The sequence below is a fragment of the Clostridium gelidum genome (assembly GCF_019977655.1).
Lineage (GTDB): Bacteria > Bacillota > Clostridia > Clostridiales > Clostridiaceae > Clostridium > Clostridium gelidum.
This window is the reverse complement of record NZ_AP024849.1, coordinates 4,756,061-4,782,023: the sequence shown is the minus strand read 5'-3', so window position 1 is coordinate 4,782,023 and position 25,963 is coordinate 4,756,061. Positions and strand designations below refer to the sequence as shown.

The 25,963-nt window shown below is 28.7% G+C and carries 21 protein-coding genes and 2 other annotated features; of the genes, 15 read left to right on the top strand and 6 right to left on the bottom strand.

From position 1 onward, the window contains the following. Window positions 1-65: 65 nt before the first annotated feature. The 3 genes from psyc5s11_RS21995 (at window position 66) to psyc5s11_RS21985 (ending at window position 3,008) form a co-directional block, all read left to right on the top strand. Window positions 66-1,103, top strand: coding sequence for a phosphodiester glycosidase family protein (locus tag psyc5s11_RS21995; protein ID WP_224034603.1), 1,038 nt, complete (start codon window positions 66-68; stop codon window positions 1,101-1,103). A gap of 20 nt (window positions 1,104-1,123) precedes the next feature. After that, window positions 1,124-2,161, top strand: coding sequence for a dipeptidyl-peptidase IV (locus psyc5s11_RS21990; protein ID WP_224034602.1), 1,038 nt, complete (start codon window positions 1,124-1,126; stop codon window positions 2,159-2,161). A 166-nt stretch (window positions 2,162-2,327) separates the two neighbouring features. Beyond that, window positions 2,328-3,008 (top strand): site-2 protease family protein, encoded by a 681-nt coding sequence (locus tag psyc5s11_RS21985; RefSeq protein ID WP_375541969.1) that lies wholly within the window; start codon window positions 2,328-2,330, stop codon window positions 3,006-3,008. Window positions 3,009-3,184: 176 nt separating this feature from the next. On the opposite strand, the gene psyc5s11_RS21980 is transcribed toward psyc5s11_RS21985, so the two are convergent. Beyond that, on the bottom strand, window positions 3,185-4,690 hold the full coding sequence (locus psyc5s11_RS21980; RefSeq protein WP_224034601.1) for a Ppx/GppA phosphatase family protein: 1,506 nt from the start codon (window positions 4,688-4,690) through the stop codon (window positions 3,185-3,187). A gap of 214 nt (window positions 4,691-4,904) precedes the next feature. Then, window positions 4,905-5,151: a binding site (T-box leader), on the top strand. Between the two features lie 120 nt (window positions 5,152-5,271). Between psyc5s11_RS21980 and argS the strand changes: the two genes are divergently transcribed. From argS to psyc5s11_RS21925, 11 genes are all read left to right on the top strand, one after another. Then, window positions 5,272-6,963 (top strand): arginine--tRNA ligase, encoded by a 1,692-nt coding sequence (gene argS / locus psyc5s11_RS21975; protein ID WP_224034600.1) that lies wholly within the window; start codon window positions 5,272-5,274, stop codon window positions 6,961-6,963. Between the two features lie 237 nt (window positions 6,964-7,200). Beyond that, window positions 7,201-7,617, top strand: a complete 417-nt coding sequence (locus psyc5s11_RS21970) for a MarR family winged helix-turn-helix transcriptional regulator (protein ID WP_224034599.1) — start codon at window positions 7,201-7,203, stop codon at window positions 7,615-7,617. Window positions 7,618-7,660: 43 nt separating this feature from the next. Then, window positions 7,661-8,968 (top strand): cytidylate kinase family protein, encoded by a 1,308-nt coding sequence (locus tag psyc5s11_RS21965; protein WP_224034598.1) that lies wholly within the window; start codon window positions 7,661-7,663, stop codon window positions 8,966-8,968. Between the two features lie 555 nt (window positions 8,969-9,523). Further along, window positions 9,524-10,657 (top strand): AI-2E family transporter, encoded by a 1,134-nt coding sequence (locus tag psyc5s11_RS21960; protein WP_224034597.1) that lies wholly within the window; start codon window positions 9,524-9,526, stop codon window positions 10,655-10,657. A gap of 34 nt (window positions 10,658-10,691) precedes the next feature. Continuing rightward, window positions 10,692-11,792, top strand: a complete 1,101-nt coding sequence (locus psyc5s11_RS21955; RefSeq protein ID WP_224034596.1) for an acyltransferase family protein — start codon at window positions 10,692-10,694, stop codon at window positions 11,790-11,792. Between the two features lie 57 nt (window positions 11,793-11,849). Next, window positions 11,850-12,665, top strand: coding sequence for an EFR1 family ferrodoxin (locus psyc5s11_RS21950; RefSeq protein WP_224034595.1), 816 nt, complete (start codon window positions 11,850-11,852; stop codon window positions 12,663-12,665). 30 nt (window positions 12,666-12,695) lie between these two features. Next, window positions 12,696-13,232, top strand: coding sequence for a nitroreductase family protein (locus psyc5s11_RS21945; RefSeq protein ID WP_224034594.1), 537 nt, complete (start codon window positions 12,696-12,698; stop codon window positions 13,230-13,232). Between the two features lie 379 nt (window positions 13,233-13,611). Then, a complete protein-coding gene (locus psyc5s11_RS21940; RefSeq protein WP_224034593.1) occupies window positions 13,612-14,340 on the top strand; it encodes an HAD-IB family hydrolase in 729 nt (242 codons plus the stop codon). A gap of 14 nt (window positions 14,341-14,354) precedes the next feature. Continuing rightward, on the top strand, window positions 14,355-15,083 hold the full coding sequence (locus psyc5s11_RS21935) for a ribonuclease H-like domain-containing protein (RefSeq protein WP_224034592.1): 729 nt from the start codon (window positions 14,355-14,357) through the stop codon (window positions 15,081-15,083). 193 nt (window positions 15,084-15,276) lie between these two features. Beyond that, window positions 15,277-16,938: a glutamine--tRNA ligase/YqeY domain fusion protein gene (locus tag psyc5s11_RS21930; protein ID WP_224034591.1), complete on the top strand. Its 1,662-nt coding sequence runs from the start codon at window positions 15,277-15,279 to the stop codon at window positions 16,936-16,938. A gap of 274 nt (window positions 16,939-17,212) precedes the next feature. Continuing rightward, window positions 17,213-17,977 carry a DODA-type extradiol aromatic ring-opening family dioxygenase gene (locus psyc5s11_RS21925; RefSeq protein ID WP_224034590.1) on the top strand — a complete coding sequence of 255 codons (765 nt, stop codon included), beginning with the start codon at window positions 17,213-17,215 and terminating at the stop codon, window positions 17,975-17,977. A gap of 316 nt (window positions 17,978-18,293) precedes the next feature. Here psyc5s11_RS21925 and gltX read toward each other — a convergent pair whose 3' ends face one another. The 3 genes from gltX to psyc5s11_RS21910 all read right to left on the bottom strand — a co-directional run bounded on the left by gltX (window position 18,294) and on the right by psyc5s11_RS21910 (window position 22,179). After that, window positions 18,294-19,955, bottom strand: coding sequence for a glutamate--tRNA ligase (gene gltX, locus psyc5s11_RS21920; RefSeq protein ID WP_224034589.1), 1,662 nt, complete (start codon window positions 19,953-19,955; stop codon window positions 18,294-18,296). Between the two features lie 146 nt (window positions 19,956-20,101). Next, entirely contained in the window at window positions 20,102-20,518 is a 417-nt protein-coding gene (locus psyc5s11_RS21915) for an HIT family protein (protein ID WP_224034588.1), read from the bottom strand. Window positions 20,519-20,620: 102 nt separating this feature from the next. After that, window positions 20,621-20,854: a binding site (T-box leader), on the bottom strand. A 446-nt stretch (window positions 20,855-21,300) separates the two neighbouring features. Beyond that, the gene (locus tag psyc5s11_RS21910; protein ID WP_224034587.1) at window positions 21,301-22,179 is read right to left on the bottom strand and encodes a ComEC/Rec2 family competence protein; all 879 of its coding nucleotides are present in this window, start codon (window positions 22,177-22,179) and stop codon (window positions 21,301-21,303) included. 433 nt (window positions 22,180-22,612) lie between these two features. Between psyc5s11_RS21910 and psyc5s11_RS21905 the strand changes: the two genes are divergently transcribed. Beyond that, window positions 22,613-24,364, top strand: coding sequence for a phosphoenolpyruvate carboxykinase (ATP) (locus psyc5s11_RS21905; RefSeq protein WP_224034586.1), 1,752 nt, complete (start codon window positions 22,613-22,615; stop codon window positions 24,362-24,364). A 37-nt stretch (window positions 24,365-24,401) separates the two neighbouring features. Here psyc5s11_RS21905 and psyc5s11_RS21900 read toward each other — a convergent pair whose 3' ends face one another. Both psyc5s11_RS21900 and psyc5s11_RS21895 read right to left on the bottom strand, forming a co-directional pair. Next, window positions 24,402-25,163, bottom strand: coding sequence for a putative ABC transporter permease (locus psyc5s11_RS21900; protein ID WP_224034585.1), 762 nt, complete (start codon window positions 25,161-25,163; stop codon window positions 24,402-24,404). Between the two features lie 178 nt (window positions 25,164-25,341). Then, a complete protein-coding gene (locus psyc5s11_RS21895; RefSeq protein WP_224034584.1) occupies window positions 25,342-25,809 on the bottom strand; it encodes an Lrp/AsnC ligand binding domain-containing protein in 468 nt (155 codons plus the stop codon). Between the last annotated feature and the right edge of the window lie 154 nt (window positions 25,810-25,963).

Here is a 25,963-nt window from a genome sequence, read left to right as displayed (position 1 = left end):
ATAATAAAACCTGGTATATTTCAAAATGCAAGTAAACGCAAGGCATTTCTAGAGAGGATAATAAAATGAATACAAATAAAAATATAAATAACAAATTAAAATCTAAATTAAAAAAAGGGAAGAAAAAGGCGAAAAGATTTTCGACTTTAACAGTAGTGTCATTTTTTATATTTGAACTTCTTTTTACAGCATGTATATTTCCTTTTATACTTTTATATGGACCGTTTGAAAATGCAAAAAGTACATATGTTGGAGCTGCAATGACTTCAATGAATCATCAATATTTAGCAAAATGGTTTTTGTCTGATGAAAAAATAGCAAAGATTATGGGACAGAATTCAACTGAAACAACTGACGAAACAACTAATACAGCTCAAATTGATATTCCAAAGGTCAAGGATGAGACTATAGAGTATTATAAAATAACAGATAATCCTAAATATACAGGGCACTATCTTGTAATAAAGGATTCAACGAGAGTGAAAATTGGATATACTTCGAAGTTAAAAGAAGAAGGTGAAACTACATCTCAAATTGCTGAAAATAATGATGCGATTGCAGCTATTAATGGTGGAGGATTTACAGATAAATCATCTAATCAGGACTGGACAGGAACTGGTGGATTACCAATAGGCATTATTATGAGTGGTGGGAAAGTTGTATATAATGATTTGGAAAAAGATAAAGAAACTGACTTACTTGCAATAAATAAAGAGGGCGTAATGCTTGTAGGTAAGTATTCCATAGAGAAACTTCAAGAACTTGGAGCTCAAGAAGCCTTAAGTTTTGGACCATCATTAGTTATTAATGGAAAGATGACTCCTATGAGTGGAGATGGCGGTTGGGGTATAGCTCCAAGAACTGTCATAGGTCAAAGCAAAGATGGTGCGATAATCCTCTTAGCCATAGATGGTAGAGGGGCAAGTAGCCTAGGCGCTACGTTGAAAGAGGCACAAGAAGTTATATATAAACTTGGCGCAGTTAATGCAATGAATTTAGATGGTGGAAAATCAACAACAATGTATTATGATGGAGAAATTATTAATACACCGTCGTTTAGTATGGGTGAAAGATCTATCCCAACAGCAATTATTGTTAAATAAACAGAAGGTGAGGTCAGATTATGAAAGTGTTTAAGAAGATAATTGCGTGGGCAATATTATCTATAATATTACAAATTGGTGTATTATATGTTTTAGATAAAGTTGTATTTAAGCATTCATCAGATTTTAAAAGTGAAAAGCAAGACATTAAGAAAGATAATACAAAAGATATTAATGCAACTATTCCTACTGATGCTGAAGCAATAAATGTATCTTATGATGGAAAATATTTAACTTATAATGAAAATGGTAATTTATGTATGCGAGATACTAAAATAGGTACAAATACTGTAGTAACAAAAGAAAATGAAGGCAATATTCTTTATTACAAATGGTTATCAGATAGGGATATTCTTATTATAGCTAAAAAAGTTGAAAAAAATGGAGAATCTAAAATTCAACTTGTAACATATAATCCTAAGAATTCTTCTGAAACATCTGTTAGTGAAAATGATATATGTAATTACCAAAAGGATATGGAAGTTAAAAAAGTAAGTGAATCTACTATTACGGGTGTATATTATGTAGATATTTATAAAGGTGGTTTAAAGAATACAGTTTATAGGATAGATATAAATGGTACTTTAACTAAGATTTCACTTCAAACTAATGTTTTAGGGAATATGCAAGTAATACCACATGAAGATAGATTAATTTATGAAGATAAATTAAATGGTAATTTCTTTGTTACAAGTCCTAATAAACAATTAAAATTTAATTCAAACAAAAAATTAACACTTCTAGGCATTGACAGAAAAGATGTAATATATATTGGAGAACTTAACGGAGATAAGATATCAAGTATAATTTATGGTAAAGTTAGTGAAGATACATCTACTTGGAAGAAAGTCACTCTTGATTCTGTTGTGAGTAGTAATGATTTATACTTCAGCAATAAGAGTGAGATATTAATAAATGATAATCTTAAAGGTAGTGTTAACAACTTAACTACTGGAAATGAAATTGAATATGAAGGAAAACTTGTACAAATTAAAGAAGATTTTATAGCTACTACTGATAGTAGTGGAAAGCTGGTTTATAAGAATTTAAAATCATAAAATGAATAATAATTAAGTATATCTAAAGAAGATAGATTAGCATGATGGCTTGTTGTTTTTTTGAATGTGGTTTGAAAAGAGCAATCAATCTTAAGGGTTGAATGCTCTTTGCTTTTTTAAAATTATGTATGAGTATATGTGAAATATGGTATAATACAAGACAGATATGATTAATAAGGAGGAAAATATGCTTTCAAACTTTGATATAAGTACAATAATATATGATAAGATAATAATGCTTCCAGCGATACTAATTGCCTTTACATTTCATGAATACGCACATGCATTAGTGGCTGATAAACTTGGAGATAAAACGCCAAGATTTCAAGGTAGATTAAATTTAAATCCAATTACACATATTGATCCAATGGGATTTATATTAGTAATACTTTTTGGATTTGGATGGGCAAAACCGGTGCAAACTAATCCTTCAGCTTTTAAAAATTATCATAAAGATCATTTAAAGGTAAGTTTAGCAGGACCAATTGCAAACTTTATAATTGCTATAGTAGCTACAATAATCCTAGCAGTCTATAGGCGTTACGCATATGGAGCTTTACCATCAGCTTTGTATAAGGTGTTATTTGACATGATACTTACAGTTCTTACGCTTAATGTAGGTTTAGGATTTTTTAATTTAATACCAGTGCCACCGTTAGATGGATTTAGTCTTTTAAGAGATTTAAGTCCAAGTACATTTTATAAATTTGAAGAGAAATTTTATCAATATCAAATGATAATAATGCTAATCCTTTTATATTTTGGTGGAAAAATAATTGCAGTACCGGTAAATGTTGTAGTGAACGCATTGTTAAGGGTTGCATCTCTAATCATTAAGTCACTTTAATGTGAAAAGATTATTTAGCAGGTTGTTCCATTTTTGCTTGTCCCAATGTATATTGGGAGTATGCAGAAATGGTGGCAACCTGCTATTTAGTGACTTTCAGCAAAAGTTTCTTAGTCCTATGGAATATTATGCCCCTTGAGAGTAAAAATATGTATTTAATTTCTGCTGTATATACTCTAAATTTGTTCTATTTTAAGTTCTCTATGATATATTTCCTTGAATTTATGTTTAATTCTAAGGACTTTATTTATTTCAAAACTAATATTTACATCTGATGATAGTGTGATTAAAACAAATTCATCTGTAACATCAATATTCATTGACTCAATTGGATTTTCAAGACTTTTATGAAGAGTCTCAGAAATTGATAATAATATTCCAATAGCATCTATAGCCTTAAGGTCAAGTTTGCTTATTATAGAAAAGAAGGCTGGAAGTGGCACTGTATTTTTATTCTTGTGATTTGCAGCAATTGCAGCACTTACTACTAATTCCTTATGTGAAAGTCCATTAATGTTTGAATGAAGTATTACATAAAATGAATGAATATTATGGTGATAATAATCAACTGATATACCTGAATTATTTAATAAAGCAGCAGTCTTTAAGGCATTATCATATGAAGTTCCAAGTCTATGTAATGACTTTAAATTGTTGAAAAGTTTGTAAGTCATATTAAATACACGATAAGCATGCTCCTTATTAATATGTAGGTAATCAATTATACCATTTAAGTTATAATCTAATATGTCTTTAATAGGACCATAATTATTTTCAATATAAGAAAATATAAATCCTTCTCTAAGTCCCCTGCCTGAAATTATTATATCTTCACAATTAACAGTTTTGATTATAGTATCAAATATTGTTAAGCCACCAACTATTAAGTCTGCTCTTTCAGGTGATAATGCTTCAACCTTTATTCTTTGATTATAATCATTACACTTTAATGAGTTATAAATTTGATGTACATCTTGAGAAATAAGTCTATAGTTATGAAGGATATCGAAAGGATATCTTTTTTTAGCTCTATCGATTTTACAGATAGCTCTAGCAGTCCCTCCCACAGCAATGATAGAATCATAGGTATATTTATGAAGCCAATCGATCTCATCTAAAGCAGTTTGAACAACTAAAATAGAATTTTTTAAATCATCATAAAGAATTCTATCATCTAAATGATACTCATAAGTATGACTTAAGCTTCCGAATGGAAGTGTAACACTATTTTCAATCTGTCCATCTTTTAGAGCAGTTAGATGAGTACAGGCACCACATATATCTACAATTAAAGAATTGGAGGTATAAATGCTTTTTGTTACGCCTAAATAAGTACAATTTATTTCATCTTCATCAGATAACAAAGTTACATCTATATCAAATTCTCTCTTTATTAGGTTAATAAAATACTCATAATTGCTAGCCTTATTTAATGTAGAAGTAGAAACGGCAATTGTATCTTTAACATATGAAATTTTACACAATGATTTAAAGGAACGAAAATTTGATAATGTATCATTGATTTTTTGCTCTGATATTTTATCACTGTTAATTAAATCTTGAGCTAATTTTATATCACTACTAGACTCATCTATTATTTTGTAATAACCAGAATCAAGTACATTCATTAATGTAAATTTAACTGAATTAGCACCAATATAAATAACACCTATTTTATTCATTTTAAAACTCCTCATATAATGATTTTTCAATGTGGCTAAAATAATTAGCAAATATTTTGTAAAAATAACGTTTAATTTATAACATTTTAATATATAAACATATTAATTATACATTATTTGAATAATATTTTATATGAACAAGAGTACAAAATCGGAAAATAATTGAGTTGACAAAATTTCATACAATTTGTATAATTTAATAACATTAATATTGAAATATTCGGAGAAAAGGAGAGTATTTTAATTGATTCCTTAAGCGAATAGGAGATAGTGAAAGCCCTGTGGATAGATTAAAAGAAGAGAACCTTGGAGAAATCACCTGAAATGAGTAGGGATGATCGCAATTAAACTTTGCGTTAAAAGTTAAGGGGTATTTTATTTAGGAACATATAAAAAATAACAAGTCATATGTCTTGTATAAAATGCAATTAGAGTGGTACCGCGGATAATCCGTCTCTTTATTATTAATAAGAGACGGTTTTTTTATGTGTCTGAAATTACTGAATGAAATTGACGATTGTTAATTAAATAGTGGCGTAGCCACAATTGTTAACTGTTAACTAAATTAGAGGAGGATATTTATGGATTATAAAGTTAAAGTTGCAGAACTAATAAAAGCACATGTGGATTTAGATATTGAATCTATAGAAAAATCAATTGAAATACCACCAAAGCCAGAAATGGGGGATTATGCTTTTCCATGTTTTCAATTATCAAAGGTTATGAGAAAAGCTCCTAACATGATAGCAGAGGAATTAAAAAAATCTATGTGTATTGATGGATTTGAAAGAATTGAAAGCCTTGGACCATATGTTAATTTCTTTGTAGATAAAGGCGTATTTGCAGAAAATGCAATTAAGAAGATTTTAGAAGATGGTGATAACTATGGAGCATCAAATATAGGAAACGGAAAAACTGTATGTGTGGAATACTCTTCACCTAATATAGCAAAGCCTTTCCATGTTGGTCATTTATTTACTACAGCTATAGGAAATGCTTTATATAAGATGTTTCAAAAAGAAGGATATAATACTGTAGGATTAAATCATTTAGGAGATTGGGGAACTCAATTTGGTAAGCTTATATCAGCTTATGACAGATGGGTAGATGAAGATGCATTAGAAAAGGCCCCTATTGATGAATTACTTAGAATATATGTTAAATTCCATGAAGAAGCTGAAAAAGATCCTACTTTAGATGATGAAGCAAGAGCAAACTTTAAAGCATTAGAAACAGGCGATGAAAAAGCTACAGCTCTTTGGACTAGATTTAGAGATTTAAGTTTAAAGGAATTTGAAAGAGTTTATGATATTTTAGGTGTTAAATTTGATTCATTAGCTGGAGAAGCATTTTATAATGATAAAATGGATGTAGTTGTTAATGAATTAAAAGAAAAAAAATTACTTGTTGAAAGTAATGGGGCACAAGTTGTAATGCTTGATGATTATAATATGCCACCATGTATAGTACTTAAAGGTGATGGTGCATCAATATATGCAACAAGAGATTTAGCAGCTGCTATGTATAGAAAGAAAACTTATGATTTCCATAAATGTGTGTATGTAGTTGGAAGCCCACAAGCGCTACATTTCAAGCAAGTATTTAAGGTGTTAGAACTTGCAGGGCATGAATGGTCAAAAGACTGTGTGCATGTAGGCTTTGGATTAGTTAAGTTTGCAGATAGAAAGCTTTCAACTAGAAATGGATCAATTGTTTTACTTGACGATTTACTTCGCGAAGCTGTTGAAAAGACAATGGAAGTTATAAATGAAAAGAATCCAGAACTTGAAAATAAAGAAGAAGTCGCAAAGAAAATTGGTGTTGGAGCAGTAATTTTCACTTATCTTAAAAATTCAAGAGAAAAAGATATTGTTTTTGATTGGAAGGAAATTTTATCTTTTGATGGAGAAACAGGTCCGTATGTACAATATTCATATGCTAGAGGAAATAGTATATTAAATAAAGGTAATGAATGCAAAGGAACTGTTGATTATAGTAAATTATCTTCAAAAGAAGAATTTGAATTAGTTAAAAGCATGGCTAATTTTAATAATGCAATAACTTATGCATTAGAAAAGCTAGAACCATCAATATTAACTAGATATGTAATTGAAGTAGCAAAAGGATTTAATAAATTCTATAATGCACATTCAGTATTAAACTTAGAAGATGAAGATTTAAAAGCTACTAGATTAAATTTAGTTAAAGCAACTCTTCAAGTATTAAAAAATGGATTAGAACTACTTGGAATAGATGTAGTAGAACAAATGTAAAAATTCAACTAAAACATAGTTGTGGAAATGTAAATAGAGGAAAAGCTCTCAGCACAGAGTTTTTTCTCTATTTTTGCGTACTCAGCATGGAAGCACTTGGAGGTGGAAGTCCAGCGTAGACTTATAGTGTTAACCAGTAGATTTGTATTAAAAATTTGATTAAGTTTTTATTTAGGTGTAGACTAATATAGTTAGCTTTCTAATTGTTTCTATTCTAATTAAAAGGAGGGGATAAATATGAATCAAGGACTTCACTACATAATACGGCTTTGTCAAACTCTTTGTAACAAAAAAATATTGAAGAAAACGAGTATATTAGGATTGTCACCAGGTCAACCTAAAATTTTGGAATTTCTTTTTGATCACAATGGTTGTGAGCAAAAAGAAATTGCAAAAGCTTGTGAAATTGAGCCAGCTACAGTCACTCATTTACTAGTCAGAATGGAGGAAACTCATCTGATTGAACGGAAACAGCTAAATGGAAATCGACGCTCCTGGCATGTTTTTTTAACAATGGAAGGAGAAAGAGTAAACAAAAAAGTCTTTAAAATCTTTGATGAAGTAAGAAAAGAAGCCTTTGAGGGCTTTTCAGCAGAGGAACAAGTAGAGACGTTTCGTCTACTTACAAAGATGTTTGACAATTTGTCAAAATAGAAACAGAACATATGAAAAAAGGTAAGGAGAGTGAAACTTTATAATGTCAATTCGTGAAACAATAAAACGTTATTTGTTTTTTATTTTTGGTCTATTTTTAATGGCAGTTGGGGTTGCGTTATCAACGCGATCTAATTTAGGAACATCGCCTATTTCAGCTGTGCCGTATGTATTAAGTTTGGGATTGCCTATGACGATTGGGCAATTTACTTTTTTTATGAACTTATTATTTATTGCTTTTCAAATTCTCTTACTAAGAAAACAATTTAAGTGGATTCAGTTGCTTCAAATTGTCGTAGCTGTTATATTTGGTTTTTTTACCGATTTTACCATGGGGTTATTTTCATGGATAAATGTGACAAGCTATCCTGCTCAACTAGGATTATTTACATTAAGTTGTTTAGTTCTTGCGCTTGGAGTAAGTATGGAAGTTACTGCTGATGTTGTCATGATGGCTGGTGAAGGAGTCGTTAGTGCCATCTCAATCGTTACGAAGAAGGGTTTTGGAAAATTAAAAGTATCTTTTGATTCTACACTTGTGGTCTGCAGTTGTATTTTTTCATTTATTCTGTTTCATAAACTAAATGGGGTAAGAGAAGGAACAATTTTAGCAGCTTTGTTGGTAGGAACTATGGTCCGCTTTATAAATAAACGTTTGTCTTTTATGGACAACGTATTTAAGGGTGAACTTATAATTGCGAATGAAAATAAAAATGAAATTGTAGAGGCTGTTGAAAAAACTCATCCACGCATAGTGGTTACGATTAGTCGTGAATATGGTAGTGGAGGGCTTGAAATCGCTCGAAAAATAGCAGACGATTTAGGTATTTCTTTCTACGATGAACAATTAGTAAAAGTGGCTACTGAAGAAACAGGGTTTTCTGAAGAATTTATTGTAGAAAATGACCAATCCATATATAACCTGCTATTAAATGAAATATCAGCTCAAGGATATGCCTTTTCTAAAAAGGAAAAGGCACCTTTAGACGCTATTTATGAAGTAAACAAGAAAGCCATTATGAAACTAGCAAATACAGAATCTTGCGTTATTATGGGACATTGTTCAGATTCAATTCTAACTGGTTTCCCTGGTAGCTTCCATGTGTTTATTCATGCTGATAAAGCAAGTCGAATGAAGCGTATTCAATATGAATATGGAATATTAGAAAAAGATGTCGAAGAAACGCTACACAAAAAAGATAAAGCAAGAGAAACTTATTATCAAATATATGCTAAACGTAAATGGGGACACATTAAGAATTATGATTTAACTATTAATAGTGCGACCTTTGGGATAGAGAAAACTATTGAATTAATCGAGGACGCAATTAAGGCACAATCAAATAAATAACAAGTCCATTTGCCATCCTATTTTCCATCATCCTACGTCGGTAAATTGACCTAATAGGCTTGCTATGAGGGCAATTTACCTCCTTGCCTGATAAAAAATATCCATGGCAACATTGAACTTGGTATTTATTCTCATGTGACTAAAGGAAAATAAGCTTAATAAAGTGAAGATAGTAGTTAGGGGTATAAATCAGAAAAACTGATTTATACCCCTATTTTGATGTAAGCCTAGTAAATAGATATATATTAATCGGTGAAAGTTCGTAATATGGTGTATAGTGCCAACCATTTAATTTATATAAAAGATATATTAATTTTTATAAATCAAATTGCCGTATGCAGAATTGCACGTTCGATTGCGTCAGTATATGTAGTCTTATTAAATTAGGAAATTATAATATTTAGAAATATATAATATTAAAAAAATAAATATATGATATAATTATGGCATCGTTGAAAAGTTTTAGGAATATGAAAAAAATACCAAGTGAAATATAATAGCATAAAAACTTGTTATTTTTTTGAATGTTTATTAACAGAAGGGATTTGAAATAGATTGTTTATAAATAACAACATTAAATATAGAGATATATTAATATTTGCACTAATAGGGGTAATGGGCTATAAACTTATAGATAATTATGATTATTTCTTTGATATAGGTAAGAAAATTTTATCTATTATGACTCCGTTTATATATGCTATGATTTGTGCTTATGTATTAAACCCAGTAGTAAGTTTTTTTGAAAGAAATTTTAAACTAAAGAGAGCAGTAGCAATAGCAATTACTTATTTTATAATTATATCATTAGTATTTATAATACTATTTTTCACTATACCAAGTATAATAGATAGTATATTAAATATAACTAAAGAAATGCCAACTTATGTAGAAGTCGTACAAAAATGGATTAATGCTATTCTTCAAAATGGAAGAATAAAAGGATTGATTATACAAGCAGGACTTTTAGATAAATTTCAAGAAATGTCTAGTCAAATAGGAAATGTAACAATAGGATTGTTGCAAAGTTTGGTTATGTACTTATTATCATTTACATCAAATTTACTAAATGTGATTTTAGGATTCTTAGTTTCAGTTTATGTTTTAGCAGACAAAGAAAAAATCGCAAAAGGTGCTAGAACTATTACATATATGATTCTTAAGGAAGAAAAAGGAACAAAATTAATAACTTTCATTAGAACGTATAACAAAATGATAGGAGTTTATATTGGAATAAAAGCAATTGATTCTGCAATAATAGGAATGATAGCACTTGTCGGTTTACTAATTGTTGGAGAACCGTATGCACCATTGATTGCATTGATTACGGGTGTGACTAATATGATTCCTTATTTTGGACCACTTATCGGTGAACTTATTGGCGTTATAGTTGCAATTTTTATTTCTCCTATTAAGGCTTTGATAGTATTTATACTTCTACTTTGCATTCACACATTTGATGCATGGTATCTTGATCCTAAGCTCATAGGAAAAAAGGTTGGAGTTAGCCCTTTTGGAATTGTTTTAGGAGTAACTATTGGAGGAGGATTTTGGGGACCCGTTGGAATGTTATTAGGATCACCTACAATGGCGACAATAAAAATATATTATGAAAAGTTTTTATTAAAATTTAAGGAAAATAACCCTAAACTAGTTAAAGAGGAGAAGCTTGATGATTTGAATGAGTAAAGTATAAAAGGATATTTAGTAATATGGAGGAAACATGAGACGGAATGAAATTGATTGGATTAGAAATATTTGTGTATTATTGCTATTTGTATTTCATACAGCATCTATATTTACATATTATGAACCTTGGTATATTTGGTCTAATAGTAAAAGCTGGTTAGCTACAATGATTTTCATAGTATGTATTCCTTGGCATATGCCTGTATTATTTTTTTTAGCCGGAGCATCCACAAGATTCTCCTTGGGTAGCAGGAGTGAAAAAATATATATTTGGGAAAGAGTAAAAAAACTTCTAATTCCATTTATACTTGGAATGTTAATTTTAGTTCCACCTCAAGGATATTTCGCACGTGCAAGTAGGGGAAAACCTGTAGGAAATTATTTCGAACAATGGAAGTATTTTTGGACTACTATTTCAGATATACCTTATGATGGGGGATTTGGACCTGCTCATTTATGGTTTATATTGTACCTATTTATTATTTCAATAATTGGGTTATTTATTATTAGGAGCTTTAAAAAACAAGGAATGAAAAAGTTTTTATTAAAACTTAAGGATATATTGACTAGTAGATATTCTTTAATTTTCACAGTAGTACTTTTATTTATTGCCGATATGATTCCACTTGCAATTGCAGAAAAGAATATACTAATATTCTTGATAGTATTTTTAATGGGATATATTGTTTATGGTGATAATGATTATTTAGAATATATAGATAAAAATAAAAAGAAGAGTTTAATTATAACAGTAATCTTTTTTGTACTGTACATAAGTATAATTTTACCTTACTATAATTTAGGAAATAGTGATGACAAGGGTTTGAAAGTTCTATTATCTATAACAAGAAATGGTGCGATGATAACTAATATTGTAACTATTATTGGATATGGAACGAAATATTTAACTAGTAGAGGAAAATTACTTGATTATTTAAACAAAGCTTGTTTTCCAGTATACATATTACATCAACCCGTAATCGTTATAATTGCATATTATTTGCTTGAGTACAGTACGTTACCTATGTATTTATCAATTTTAATAATACTCGGAAGTTCAGTTCCTATAACTTTTGGAATCTATGAAATATTTAGGCGAATAAAAATAACGAAATATTTAATTGGAGTTAAGTAACGTATCAAAAATAATTTTAATTTACATAATAATATATTCTTAGGGGGTTTGAGAATAATGATAATAAATTCAGCAACAAGTATTTATTTTTCACCAACAGGAACTACAAAGAAGATTATTGATCAAATTATAAAGGGGATGGGATTAGAGAAAGTTAACTTAGTTGATTTAACGTTACCTAAAATTCGAGAATCTGTTCTTAATGAAATTAATGAGGATATTGTTTTAATTGGAGTACCAGTGTATGAGGATAAGGTCCCTGAAATATTATTAGAGTTTTTAAATAATTTAAAGGGGAATAATAAACCAGTTATTTTAGTTTGTGTTTATGGAAATATTACAGATGGAATAACGTTGAATGAATTATATGAAATAACCGAAAATAATGGATTTAAAGTAATTGCAGCAGGTTCATTTATTGGGGAACATTCATTTTCTACAAAAAAATTACCTGTAGCTGAAGGGCGTCCAAATTATGAGGATTTAAGTAGAGCAGAGATATTTGGAGCTGAAATAGTAGAAAAACTAAAAAGAATAAACGAAATTAGTGACATTCACATAAAGATCCCAGAAGGTAAGATTGAATTAATGGCTAAGGTTGTATCTAAAAATAGTGCTAGGATGTTTACAAAACAACCTATGGTGGATAAAAGCATTTGTAATGATTGTGGAGTATGCGTATATTTTTGTCCAATGGCGGCGATTAATCAAGATACATTAGATATAAATGAAGATAAATGTATTAGATGTTTTGCTTGTGTTAAGAGATGTCCTAAAAAAGCTAGAGAAATTATTTATAAGAAAAAATTATTAGTAACCAACGTATTAAGATTTAAAAGTAGAATAAAAAGAGACGTGAAAACTTATTTATAAAACAGAATTAAAAATATAAGGAGAATTTTAATGGGAGAATTTTTTAATTTAATAAATAATCGTCAGAGCTGTAGAAAATATTTAGATAAACCTGTTGAAAAGGAAAAATTAATTAAATGTATTGAAGCGGCAAGGGTAGCACCATCTGCATGCAACAGTCAACCATGGCATTTTGTTGTTGTAAATAATAAAGAAATAGCATCAAAGGTTGCAATGTGCGTGCAAGATAAGGTTATGAATAAGTTTACCAGTGAATGTCAATCATTTATTATTGTTGTTGAGGAAAATGGCAATTTGACCTCACGTGCAGGTGCGTTAATGAAGCAACAGGATTATAGGTCTGTTGATCTTGGAATTGCTACAGAGCATATATGCCTCTCTGCAACACAGCAGGATTTGGGAACTTGTATATTAGGATGGTTTAATGAAAAGGAGCTTAAAAAGCTTTTAAATATTAATAAATTGAAAAGAATTAGGTTAGTAGTAGCCATAGGATATCCAGAAACTAATGAGATAAGACAGAAAACAAGAAAAAGTGTAAATGAAATTTCAACTTTTATGGAATGAGAAACATAAAACAAAACAAAATACTGATTTGTATTTTTTTATGTGTATAACCATGGATAACTAAAAAGCACTATCGATATAATTATATTTTGATAGTGTTTTAATTATGTCAACCATCTTTAATTTGTTACTTTAAAACGATTAATTTAATTTTATCCGATAGCTAGCATCCGTAACACTCCAACTTCTTCAAGTGGGAGATAACGGATGCACGCTCCTGGATTAGTTCAACTAAATTCAGCTGGAGTATAAAACTCCACCTGAAAAGTTTCACTTTATGTATAAGTATGACTTGAGAATTAAATATATATATTGTGTTCAAGCTTTTCTGAATTGAAAAAATAAAGTATAATAAATAAGTAAAAAAGGATGTGGTAAAATGTCAAATATAGGAGCGTTCTTTGATTTGGATGGAACGTTATATAGAGAAGGGTTAATAACAGAAGTATTTAAAAAAATGGTTAAATACGAGATTATAGGAGAAGAAAGATGGTATAATGATGTAAGACCACATTTTATGAAATGGGATAAAAGGCAAGGTGATTATGATAATTACCTTTTAAAGATGATAGATATATATATTGAATCCATTAAAGGATTGCAAAAATATCAAATGGACTATATAGCACAAAAAGTAGTGGAGCAAAAAGGGGATAGAGTATATACTTTCACAAGAGATAGAATAAAGTGGCATCAAGCTAATAACCATACTTTAATAATAATATCAGGCTCACCTTCAGAACTTGTAGGTGAAATGGCTAAAAAATATGGATTTACAGATTACATAGGTGCTAGATATATTATAAATAATGAAGGGGTATATACAGGAGATGTTATTCCAATGTGGGATAGTAAAAGTAAAGCTAAGGCAATAAATGATTTTGTTAAAAAGTATAATATAGATTTAAATGAAAGCTATGCTTATGGAGATACAGCGGGAGATTATACTATGTTTAAAAATGTAAAACACCCTTATTGTATGAATCCAACTAAAGAACTTTTGCAAAAAGTGTTAAAAGATAGGGAATTAATAAAAAAAGTTAATGTTGTAGTTGAAAGAAAGGATGTAATATATAATTTGGATATTGAAGATATACAATTCTTATAGGAAAGAGTGATACTGTGATTATTCGTGAAAATAAGATCAACGTAGAAGAGTTTGAGAATGAATTTATGATGAAGTCTCAAGAGGGAGAGTATAATCCAGAAGAAATTATCTTCTTTGATCTTGAGCATTATGTTTATAAAAAACCTAAATGCATTGGAGTTTTTGGTGCATGTGAATATGACAATAAAAATAAGAATATATTGGTTACTCAATATATGATTGAAGATAGAGATGAAGCCTTAAATATATTATATCTTGCAAAAGAGTATTTCATAAGAATGAAGAAAAAAGGTAAAAAAACAATAGTTACGTTTTCTGGGAATAATGATTTTACAGTTATTAATTATCTTTTTAAGGAAAATGGTATAGACTACAATTTTACTGAAGAATTTGATTCCATTGATATTCAAAAGGAATATGAAAAAGAGAAAAAGGTATCCACAGGACTTAAAAAATTAGAAAAGGTATTTGGCATTGAAAGAGAAAGTGAGGTTATTAGTGGATCTAATTTAGCTAAAACTTTTCACAAAGTTATGAAAGATAAAAGTTATTTTAAAAGAATGCCAGAAGAAAAGATAGAAAAAATTCTTCTTTATAATGAACAAGATGTTATAAATCTATATTATATATATGTAAATTGGAAAAAATATATATTTGAAGATGTGATAGAAGAAAACTATTTTGAAGAAGATATAGAAGAAGATGTTAATGTGAATGAAGATGAAGTAAGCAATGGTTTGTAAATTAAAAATATATTAATCACTACTTTATTTTTAATTTACAACTTTCGGTAATTTTAATAGATTTATCTTTATTTTTTCGCTATATTAGATTAAAATTATTATTAAGTAAAAATACAATATACTTAAGAAGGAGTATTATTTTAAGTAATATATTCTTTTTTAATAAAAATACATTTATAAGTGAGGTAAAACTATGTCAAACGAAATTAATTCATCTAATTTTATAAGAAATATCGTTATAGAGGATCTAGAACAAGGTAAACATAAGGAAATAATTACTCGTTTTCCACCGGAACCTAACGGTTACTTGCATATAGGTCATGCTAAATCTATTCTTTTGAATTTTGGTTTAGCAGAGGAATTTAAAGGAAAGACTCATTTAAGATTTGATGATACTAACCCTGTTAAAGAGGATACAGAATATGTTGAATCAATTAAAGAAGATGTAAAATGGCTTGGTGGAAATTGGAATGAACTTTTCTTTGCATCAAATTATTTTGATGAAATGTATACTCGGGCTATTCTACTAATAAAAAAAGGTAAAGCTTATGTTTGTGATTTAACAGTTGAAGAAGCTAAAGAATATAGAGGAACATTAACTAAGCCTGGAACGGAAAGTCCTTACAGAAATAGAACAGTTTCTGAAAATTTAGATTTATTTGAAAGAATGAAAAATGGAGAATTTGCTGATGGTGAAAAAGTTCTTAGAGCTAAAATAGATATGGCTTCAGCTAATATAAATATGAGAGATCCTATTATATACAGAATATCTCATTCTACTCACCACAATACGGGTGATAAATGGTGTATATATCCTATGTATGACTTCGCACATCCATTAGAAGATGCTATTGAACATATAACTCATTCTATTTGTACTTTAGAATTTGAAGATCATAGACCACTTTACGACTGGGTTGTAAGTGAATGTGAAATGGAAGCTTCTCCAAGACAAATAGAATTTGCAAGATTAAATATTACTAATACAGTTATGAGTAAGAGAAAGCTTAAACAACTAGTTGACGAAAAAGTTGTTGATGGATGGGATGATCCTAGAATGCCAACTATTTGTGGACTTAGAAGAAAAGGTTGCACTCCAGAAGCACTTCGAAATTTCTGCACAGCTATTGGAGTTGCTAAATCTAATTCTACAGTTGACTCTCAAATGCTAGATTACTTTGTAAGAGAAGACCTGCAGCTTAAAGCACCACTAGCTATGGCTGTATTAAATCCATTAAAGCTTGTAATAACTAACTATCCTGAAAATGAAACAGAAATGCTTGAAATAGAAAATAATTCTAAAGATGAAACGCAAGGTACACGACTCGTTCAATTCTCTAGAGAAATATATATTGAAAGAGAAGACTTTATGGAAATTCCAGCTAAGAAATACTTTAGATTGTTCCCTGGAAATGAAGTTAGACTAAAGGGAGCATATTTTGTTAAATGTAATGAAATAATCAAAGATGAAAATGGCATAGTTAAAGAGATTCATTGTACTTATGATCCAGAAACTAAGAGTGGTTCTGGCTTCACTGGTCGAAAAGTTAAGGCAACTATCCATTGGGTAGATGTGAAAACTTGCGTTTCTGCTGAATTTAGATTATATGAACCATTAATATTAGATGATGATAATGATGAAAATGAAGGAAACTTCTTAGAGCACATAAATCCAAATTCAATGGAAGTATTACAAGGTTTTATTGAACCAACTGCATTTAAAGATGCTAAACCACAAGATAAATTCCAAATGGTTAGAAATGGTTTCTTTGCTGTGGACACTAAGTATACTACTAAAGACAAATTAGTATTTAATAGAATAGTGCCATTGAAATCGTCATTTAAATTAAGTTAAAAGATAAATAGAACTTTTGAAAATTATAATTATGTGACAGACCATAATTATAAAGGTATTCTTTTGTTGTGTTGCTACAGATAGGCTGCATTATACAAAAGAATACCTTTTTTTAATTTCAAGTTTATTCGTATTTCTCAATATAACTACTTTAAAAAATCTATTAAAAGGTATATAATTAATAATAATTATTAATCGAAAATCTATATCTATAGTATGAATTATATTTTATAAATTATTATTAGAATAGATTTTAAAGGGAGGAATTTATTATATGATTAAACCTTTATTTTTAGCTCATGGTTCTCCAATGATGGCCATTGAAGAAAGTGAGTATACTAAATTTTTAAATAAACTTGGAAATAGTATTAAGCCAAAGGCTATAGTTGTATTTACAGCTCATTGGGATAGCAAGGTACTTACTATATCAGCTTCTGATTCTATATATAACACTATTTATGATTTTTATGGGTTCCCTAAAGAACTTTATGAAATCAAATATCCTGCAAAAGGTTCTAATATAATTGCATCAGAAATCGAAGAGAAACTAATAAATCAAGGTATTAAAGTACAAAAAGATTTAACTAGAGGATTGGACCACGGAGCTTGGACACTTCTAAAGCATCTTTATCCTAAAGCTGATATACCAATTGTTCAAATTTCTATAAGCTCAAATCTATCTATTGAAAATCAAATTAAAATAGGTAATGCTCTAAAATCTCTTGGCAATGAAGATATTTTAGTTATTGGCAGTGGAAATACAGTTCACAATTTAAGATTAGTTGACTTTGATAAAACAACCACAGATTCTTGGTCAGAAAAATTTGATGACTGGTTAATTGATAAAATAAAACTGAACGATTTAAATTCACTTTTTAATTATAGAGAGCTTGCTCCTAATGCTAGTTTAGCTGTTCCAACAGCGGAACACTTTGTTCCATTATTTATAGCCTTAGGCAGCAGTATAAACTTAACACCTAAAGTCATATTTAGAGATTATCAATTGGGAAATTTAAGTTATCTTTGTTTTGAATTTTAAGAATATAAACTTAATAGTTCATTTAAAATGTTTTATAAAATCCTCTGTTTTACCGGGGAATTTTTATCAAGTTACTTTGGAATTTTTTCCTTAATTTCAGATACAATTAAATATAATCTTGCTAAAAGACTATATTTTTTTATCTAATAAATTTATATCATTACTGTAATATCTATTATTATATATTTAATATCCTTTGATTTAATATTCCTGGCTTTGCTTATAATAATTTTGGGGATTAGCACACGCATGTAAGAGCAATAACTTTAAAAAAGGCATAGTCCCCAAAATAAATTTAGGTTCTATGCCTTTTTTATTATAAACTTAAAAATTTATCAAATCTGCTTCTAGTATTTTCTTCACCGATTATTTGCATAATAGTATAAATATCAGGTGAATTAGTTCTATGAGTTAAAGCAGCTCTAACTGCTCCTGCAACATCAGAAATCATCCCTTTATATTGATCTGGATTTGCTTTGAAGTCTTTTCTATTAGCGCAATATCCAAGTCTAAGTCCGATTTCTTTTAAATCATCAAACCAAGCTTCTTGGCTTTCCACATTAAAGTTAAATTCATTTTTATAAGTTTCTACAACAGCCTTAGATGATTCTAATGTAACTCCTTTTGGTAATTCTATTTGTTCGACTGTTTCTTTAACGAATAATTCATCGAAGAAATAGAATACCTTATCTTTTACTTCATCCCATTTAGCAAAGTCTTTTCTTGGCTTTGGACCTTCTTTATCTATGTTAAACATTTCTTTTGTCATAGTTTCATTTTCTGTAACTAATTTATACATATCTTCATCAAACTGTTTAGCCCAAGCTATATAATTTTCATAAACATCACTAGCTTTCATAACAGCTATACGATCTTTAGCTACGTCATTTAATTTAATTAAGTCAAATAACGCTCCACTTTTACCCATCTTTTCTAAATGAACTTCAAATTCATGATAATCAGCTTTTAGGTTTTCGGCTCTCCATTCTTCAAAAGTAGAGTTGACTATATTAAGTAAATATTCAATTACTGTTATTGTTGGGAATCCAACTTCCTTATAATATGAAACGGCAGCTTCTGGATCTTTTCTTTTTGAAAGCTTTCTTTTTGATCCTCCGTCTTGTTTCATTATTGTTGGGATATGAGCATATCTTGGAGCTTCAAAACCTAAAACTTCAAATAATTGAACGTGTATAGGAAGTGAAGATAACCATTCTTCTCCTCTTATTACATCAGTAGTTCTCATTAAGAAATCATCTATTGCATGTGCAAAGTGATATGTTGGAAGTCCATCACCCTTAATAAGTACTATATCTTGATTATTTTCTGGAAATGATATATCACCCTTTATTAAATCATGGAATTCAACTCTCTTTTCTGGAGTTCCTGGTGATTTTAATCTTATTATATATTGCTCTCCATTTTCAATTCTTTTTATAGCTTCTTCTTCAGTTATATTTCTAAACTTAGCATATTCTCCATAGTAACCTGGAGTTATTTTGTTAGCTATTTGTCTTTCACGGAGTTCGGCTAATTCTTCTGGAGTGCAGAAGCATGGATAAGCTAAACCTTTTTTTAGTAAATCTTTTGCAAAAGTATTATATATATCAGCTCTTTGACTTTGTCTATATGGGGCATATTCACCTTTAGACGTTTCTTGACCTGTCATACCTTCATTAAAATCCATACCAAAGTTATGCATAGTTGCTATAGTATCATCTATTGCACCTTCAACTTCTCTTTTTTGGTCAGTATCTTCTATTCTTAAATAAAAAACACCTTCACTTTGACTTGCTAATCTTTCATTTATTAATGCAGCAAATATTCCACCTATATGTTGGAATCCAGTTGGACTTGGTGCATATCTTGTAACCCTTGCACCTTCTTTAAGATTTCTCTTTGGATATTTTTCAATATAATATTCAGTAGTATGCTCAACATTATTAAATATCATCTCTGCTATTTTTCCAAAATTCATTATTTATTTCTCTCCTTACTCTATCTTTTTTACAAGGTATTATAAGCCCCTTGTAGGGCAAGTTATATAAAACAATGTGCCTAAAATAAAACTATTTCATGATTATAATTAAAATATTCATAAAAGGATATTTTTTGCTAATAAAATTATAGTTCTTGTAATATTACTTTTAAATTTTCTTTTACAACATCGAAACTCTTTTTATTATCAATATTTTTGCAAGTCCATCCAAATTCATCATCTATATACCTTGGAAATACATGCATATGATAATGCCCAAAATCAGTAAATAGCCCTCCATTTTGCATAATTGTATATCCATCAGGATTAAATGCTTTTTTTATGACCTTGGTAAGTTTTGCAGATAACTTTGTAATTCTTAATAAAGTTTCATCATCTAAATCATCAATATCATGGTAATGTTCTTTAGGTACTATCAATACATGCCCTTCATTTATAGGGTCTATATCTAAAAAACAACACACAAGTTTATCTTCATAAATAATATTTGAAGGTTCTTCCTTGTTTACTATTTTACAAAACACGCAATCTTTATTTTTCATCATCATTCCCTCCAATATATGTTTTACGCAATAATTTACAATTGCGTACTTTAATTTTTTTATATTTAATATAAATATAAAAAAACCTTTCGTCCTAAAAAACATTAGGACGAAAGGCTAACTTCCGCGTTACCACCTAAATTGATTAGTAAAGTATACCTCCACTTAATCCACTTAATTATCTTTAAGGGAATAACCCCATAAATATACTACATCTCACGACTTTCTATTCATTGCTCCAAAGCTTCTTTCAATAGTTTTAAATTCTAGGATTACACTATCCCTAGATCTCTTAAATTTAAAATACTATCTACTCCTCTTTATCATCGCATTTTATTCAATTGGTAATTATTATTTACTAAATACAAATTTATTATACATTTTGAAAATAATAATGTAAAGATAATTTATTTTTATATGTAAGACAAAGGAATCAAGTTGTAGAAGTTATTTCGTGATGCATATACAGATATTAGGCATGGTAATGCATAATATCTAAATTGTGAATATTTCAAAGCTGATTTAAAGGTATATTCAAAATTTACTATACTTATACGTATATCCAAACAGAGAAATTGGATACATATTTGTGGAGTAGGCATTGAAAATAAGCTGTTGAAGCCACTTAATGGGAGGTTGTTCCATTATAGTTTGTCCCAATTTTATATTTGGAGCAAACTGTAATGGGTGCAACCTCCCATTTAGTGGCTTCCAGCGAAATTTTCGTAGTCCTACGGAATAAATATGTATCTAATTTCGGTGCGTATACGCCTAAGTGTCGGTTATTTTTTTGTTATCTTTGAGCCATCAGAGGATAGTATTACAGTTCCATCTTTATCCGTTCTATATATAGTTACTTTATTATCATTTAAACGCTTAATAGTGCCATCATTTGGATGATTATAGGTATTATCTTGGCCTACAGAAATTACTCCTAGTGATGGATTTACTTTCTTTAGGAAATCGTTAGTAGTAGAAGTTGATGAGCCGTGATGACCAACCTTAAGGACATCAGCACTAATATCTTCATTGGTAGCCAAAATTTCTTTTTCAACATCTTTTTGAGCATCTCCAGTAAATAAAAATGAAGTTTTTCCATATTCAATTTTTATAACTGGGGAATAATTATTCAAATCCTCGTAATAATCTTTATTAGGAGAGAACACTGTAACTTTAGTATTTTCACCTAAATCAATAGAATCTGTACCTTTCTTTATTACATTTATTTTCAAATTCTTAGATTTTAATGATTCAACCATTTTTTCAAAGGCCTTTGTTGTAGATTGAACCTTTGGTGAGTAAAAAGCTAAAACATTATAATCATTTATTACATTATCCATGTTACCAATATGGTCTTCATGGGGATGAGTTGCAATGACATAATCTAATGTTTCTAAGTTTAAAGCAGATAAGTAATTTAAAAGCTTCTTTTTATCAGAATTAGGTCCTGCATCTATTAAGAGATTCTTATTATTTACCTGAATGAGAATAGAGTCTCCTTGACCTACATCTATATAATGTACAAGCATTTTATTGGAATCAATTTGGGTATTTTTATTAGAATTGGGTGCAAAAAGATTGCAACCTATTGTTAACGATGAAATTAGTATAGCTAGCAAAACTAGAAACAAATATTTTTTTCTAAGATAATTTTTAATCATAAAGTCAAATGTTACTCCTTTTTATATCTTTTTATATACTATTGTATCATTAGAAATGATAATTTTATATAAAGTAATTCAATACATAATTCTTACAGAATACCTGAAACGCATAAATTGTACACTTAGAATATTATAATAATTATAATAAGTACGAACAAGATGATGAAAAATGAGAATAATATTCATAAAATTCAATGTTATTGATTATATTAGTATAATAAGGAGTAAAATGGATATATTCATTTTTATATGGAAATAAAATTTCGATTTTAATGTAATATTTATTTATGATTATGTAGTAAATATGCAATAAATGCAAAAAAGTAAGGTTGAATATTGCAAAAAGTATGATATAATGATTTTAATGTGAGCAAATTTAAAGGAAAATGAAATATTATAGCTTGTAAGAATTCATATGGGGGGCGGAAAAATGAAAAAAGAATTTTCCATGAGTAATGACAAAGTGATGATAAATTTTACAGCAAAGTACTGTAATAGTTTTGAGTGTATATTAGAAAGTGATGGATTTAGACGAATTTTAGAGGTTTATTTAAAAAGAGCTAAAAAGAGAAAATCACTATCGTATAGATACTTAAATGAAACATTAGAAACCGATAGTCTTCTGGATATTAGAAGAGATTTAACAGTGATCATAAAATATTTAACAGTTATGAGTGTGGAAGAAGTTGTAGAAATTAGTGTAGCATATTCAAAATTATTAGACGATAGAGATGAATTTATAGCATTTATAGAAGACTTATATTTATTTTGGAGAAAACTTGAAAGATATACTATAGTTCATAGATATAAAGTTCAAGATGGACTTGCTGCTGTTAGTTTTACAGAAGCAAATGCTAATTTCTCTACATTAATTTTAAAGTTATATAGAAAAATTGAACAACATGTTACAGGATATCAACCCAAAGTTTATAGACAAATACCTGCAGGTGGAAATGCTTGCATTATGATTCATGGAATGGAATGGGTAAGACCAAATGGTTATGAAATATTGGATGAAGTTCCATTTATAGATCATATTCTTCTAGAAACACCATTCATTACTTATCCTAAAAAAAATACAAGAGATGGTATGTTTGCAGAAGTAAAATATAATCCATTAAAATATGCTCAAATAAATAAGGAACATTGGTTTTGCTATCCAGCTAAAATAGGAGGATTAATTGCTTTTATTTATTTTCATAGAGATTTTATGGAACATGGAGTAAGTTTATGTAATTTATTTGAAATGGCAAGAAGTGAGGAGACAAGAGGTAGAAAGCCAGACATTATTTATGTCTTTGGAGCTAAGGATGATGGTGAAGAACTAAAAACAGTATTTTATGATGATATTCAAAATGATATAATGCTTGGATATGTAAGTCATTCTGAAAAAATTGATTATTTTGGTTATATAAAGAAGATGACGCTAACACTTTATAATTTAATTATGATAAAAAGAGACTTTCTACCAATACATGGATCAATGGTAAATATTATTCTTAAAAGTGGTGATGAAGCTAATGTCGTTATTATGGGGGATAGTGGGGCAGGTAAATCTGAAAGCTTAGAGGCCTTTAGAAGTTTAAGTGAAGACTATATTTCAGATATGACAATTATCTTTGATGATATGGGTACATTTAAATTAGAAGAGGGGATAATTAAAGGATATGGAACTGAAATTGGTGCTTTCGTTAGGTTAGATGATTTAGATCAAGGATATGCATTTAAAGAAATGGATAGAAGTATATTCATGAATCCGGATAAGATTAATGCAAGATTGGTTGTGCCAGTAGCATCATACAAAGAAATATCTAAAGGGCATAGAGTAGATTTCTTCTTTTATGCTAATAACTATGAAGGTGTTGAAAGTGGAGGGAAATATTTAAATTACTTTAAGAATCCAGAGGAGGCAATAAAAGTATTTAAATCAGGTGCTAGAATGGCTAAAGGAACTACTACTGAAACTGGACTCGTGGAATCGTTTTTTGCAAATCCTTTTGGACCAGCTCAAAAACAAGATGAAACTAATGCTCTTATTGAGAAATACTTTAAAACTATGTTCGAAAAAGGACAAGTTAAAGTTGGACAAATTAGAACTTGTTTAGGAGTAAAAGGTCAGGAAAAAGATGGTCCGAGGAATGCAGCAATAGAATTGTTTGATGAAATAAAGAAAATGAAATAAGGCATATTAAAAAAGGATTAAGGTGATTTAGTTTACCTCAATCCTTTTTTAACTTGTCTTTTAAAGATTTAAATATATTATTCAATTGGTTATATGAACGATATGAAAAATTGTATCTTGAGTTTTTATTATTAAAATTAAATTTGAATTTACCAAGAAGAGATTCAAAAGTTCTAATTTTATCTATAGCTTTTTCTCTTGTAGAAGATAATAATATACCAGGTTTTTCAAACAAAAAATTAACTGGTACAAACTGAAATGCATAGAACATTTTATCAAATTGCATTAAAGAAGCTAAAGTAAAACAAAAATCAAAAATAAAATAAATAACAATGACAGAGAGGACTATATCGCCTAATATTGATGGAATATTCGTAACTATATCATTAAGAATAGGATGTATGATTCTTATTATAACAACTTCACCAACACCCCACATTAAAGAATAAAGTAAACAAACGCGTCCGTGTATATTAAATGGATCATCAGTATAATCCCACCATTTAGTTTTAAAAGCTTTTTCTAATATAAATCCTGTAAAATACTCTAAAATTGAAGTTAATAAAACTGCTAAGAAAAATAGTATAAATATATTATTCTTATAGTTATCTAAAAATACTACAAGAGATACAGCTCCACAACCATATATTGGGCAAAAAGGACCATATAAAAATCCTCGATTAACAAACTTATGTTCATTTTTAAAATAATATAAAACTTCAATGCACCAACCACCAAAGGAATAAAATGTAAAGAAATATATTAAATTATAAAAATTAAAATTCACTATTGTATGCAAAAATATAACTACCTCCTAATAAAAAATTGAGTATTTAGAATTTATTATATTATATATCAAAATACAATATAATAATATTAATTTTACATTAAAAATTTCTTAGCACATACTTAAGAAAGATATGAATACATATAATATGTACTCATACATGTATTTTTATTCTATACTTAATATTTTTTTATAAGGAAATGTTTCTATCTATAGGTTGAGATAAAGAAACAAATGTGTCAGTTCGTTCTATTCCATCAATATTATTTATCTTATTAAGTAATACATCTTGTAAATCTGAAATATTAGTACAAACTATTTTTGCAAACATAGAATAGTTACCTGTAGTTAAATGTAACTCCACAACTTCGTTTATAGTGGACATTTCATCAAATACAGCATTAAAAGAAGATGTTTTACCAACATATATTCCAACAAAACAACATACGTCATATCCTAATTTTGGAAGATTTAAAATTATTCGAGAACCTTTTATTATTCCCATATCCTCCATTTTTTTCATTCTTACGTGAATAGTACCACCACTTACATGACATATTCTTGCGATTTCTAAATAGGGAGTTCTACAATCTTTCACTAATAGGTCTAATATTTGTAAGTCTAATTCATCTAAATGATTATTTGAAACTAAAGCCATTAATATCACCTCACATTATTTATATACATACTTTTTTTAATTTTATCAAATTTATAGGAAGAATTAAAGGAAAAAATATAAAATTGTAAAAATAAATTTTATAATATTGATATTTTAATAAAAATTGTTATGTTATACTGATAATAGAAATTAA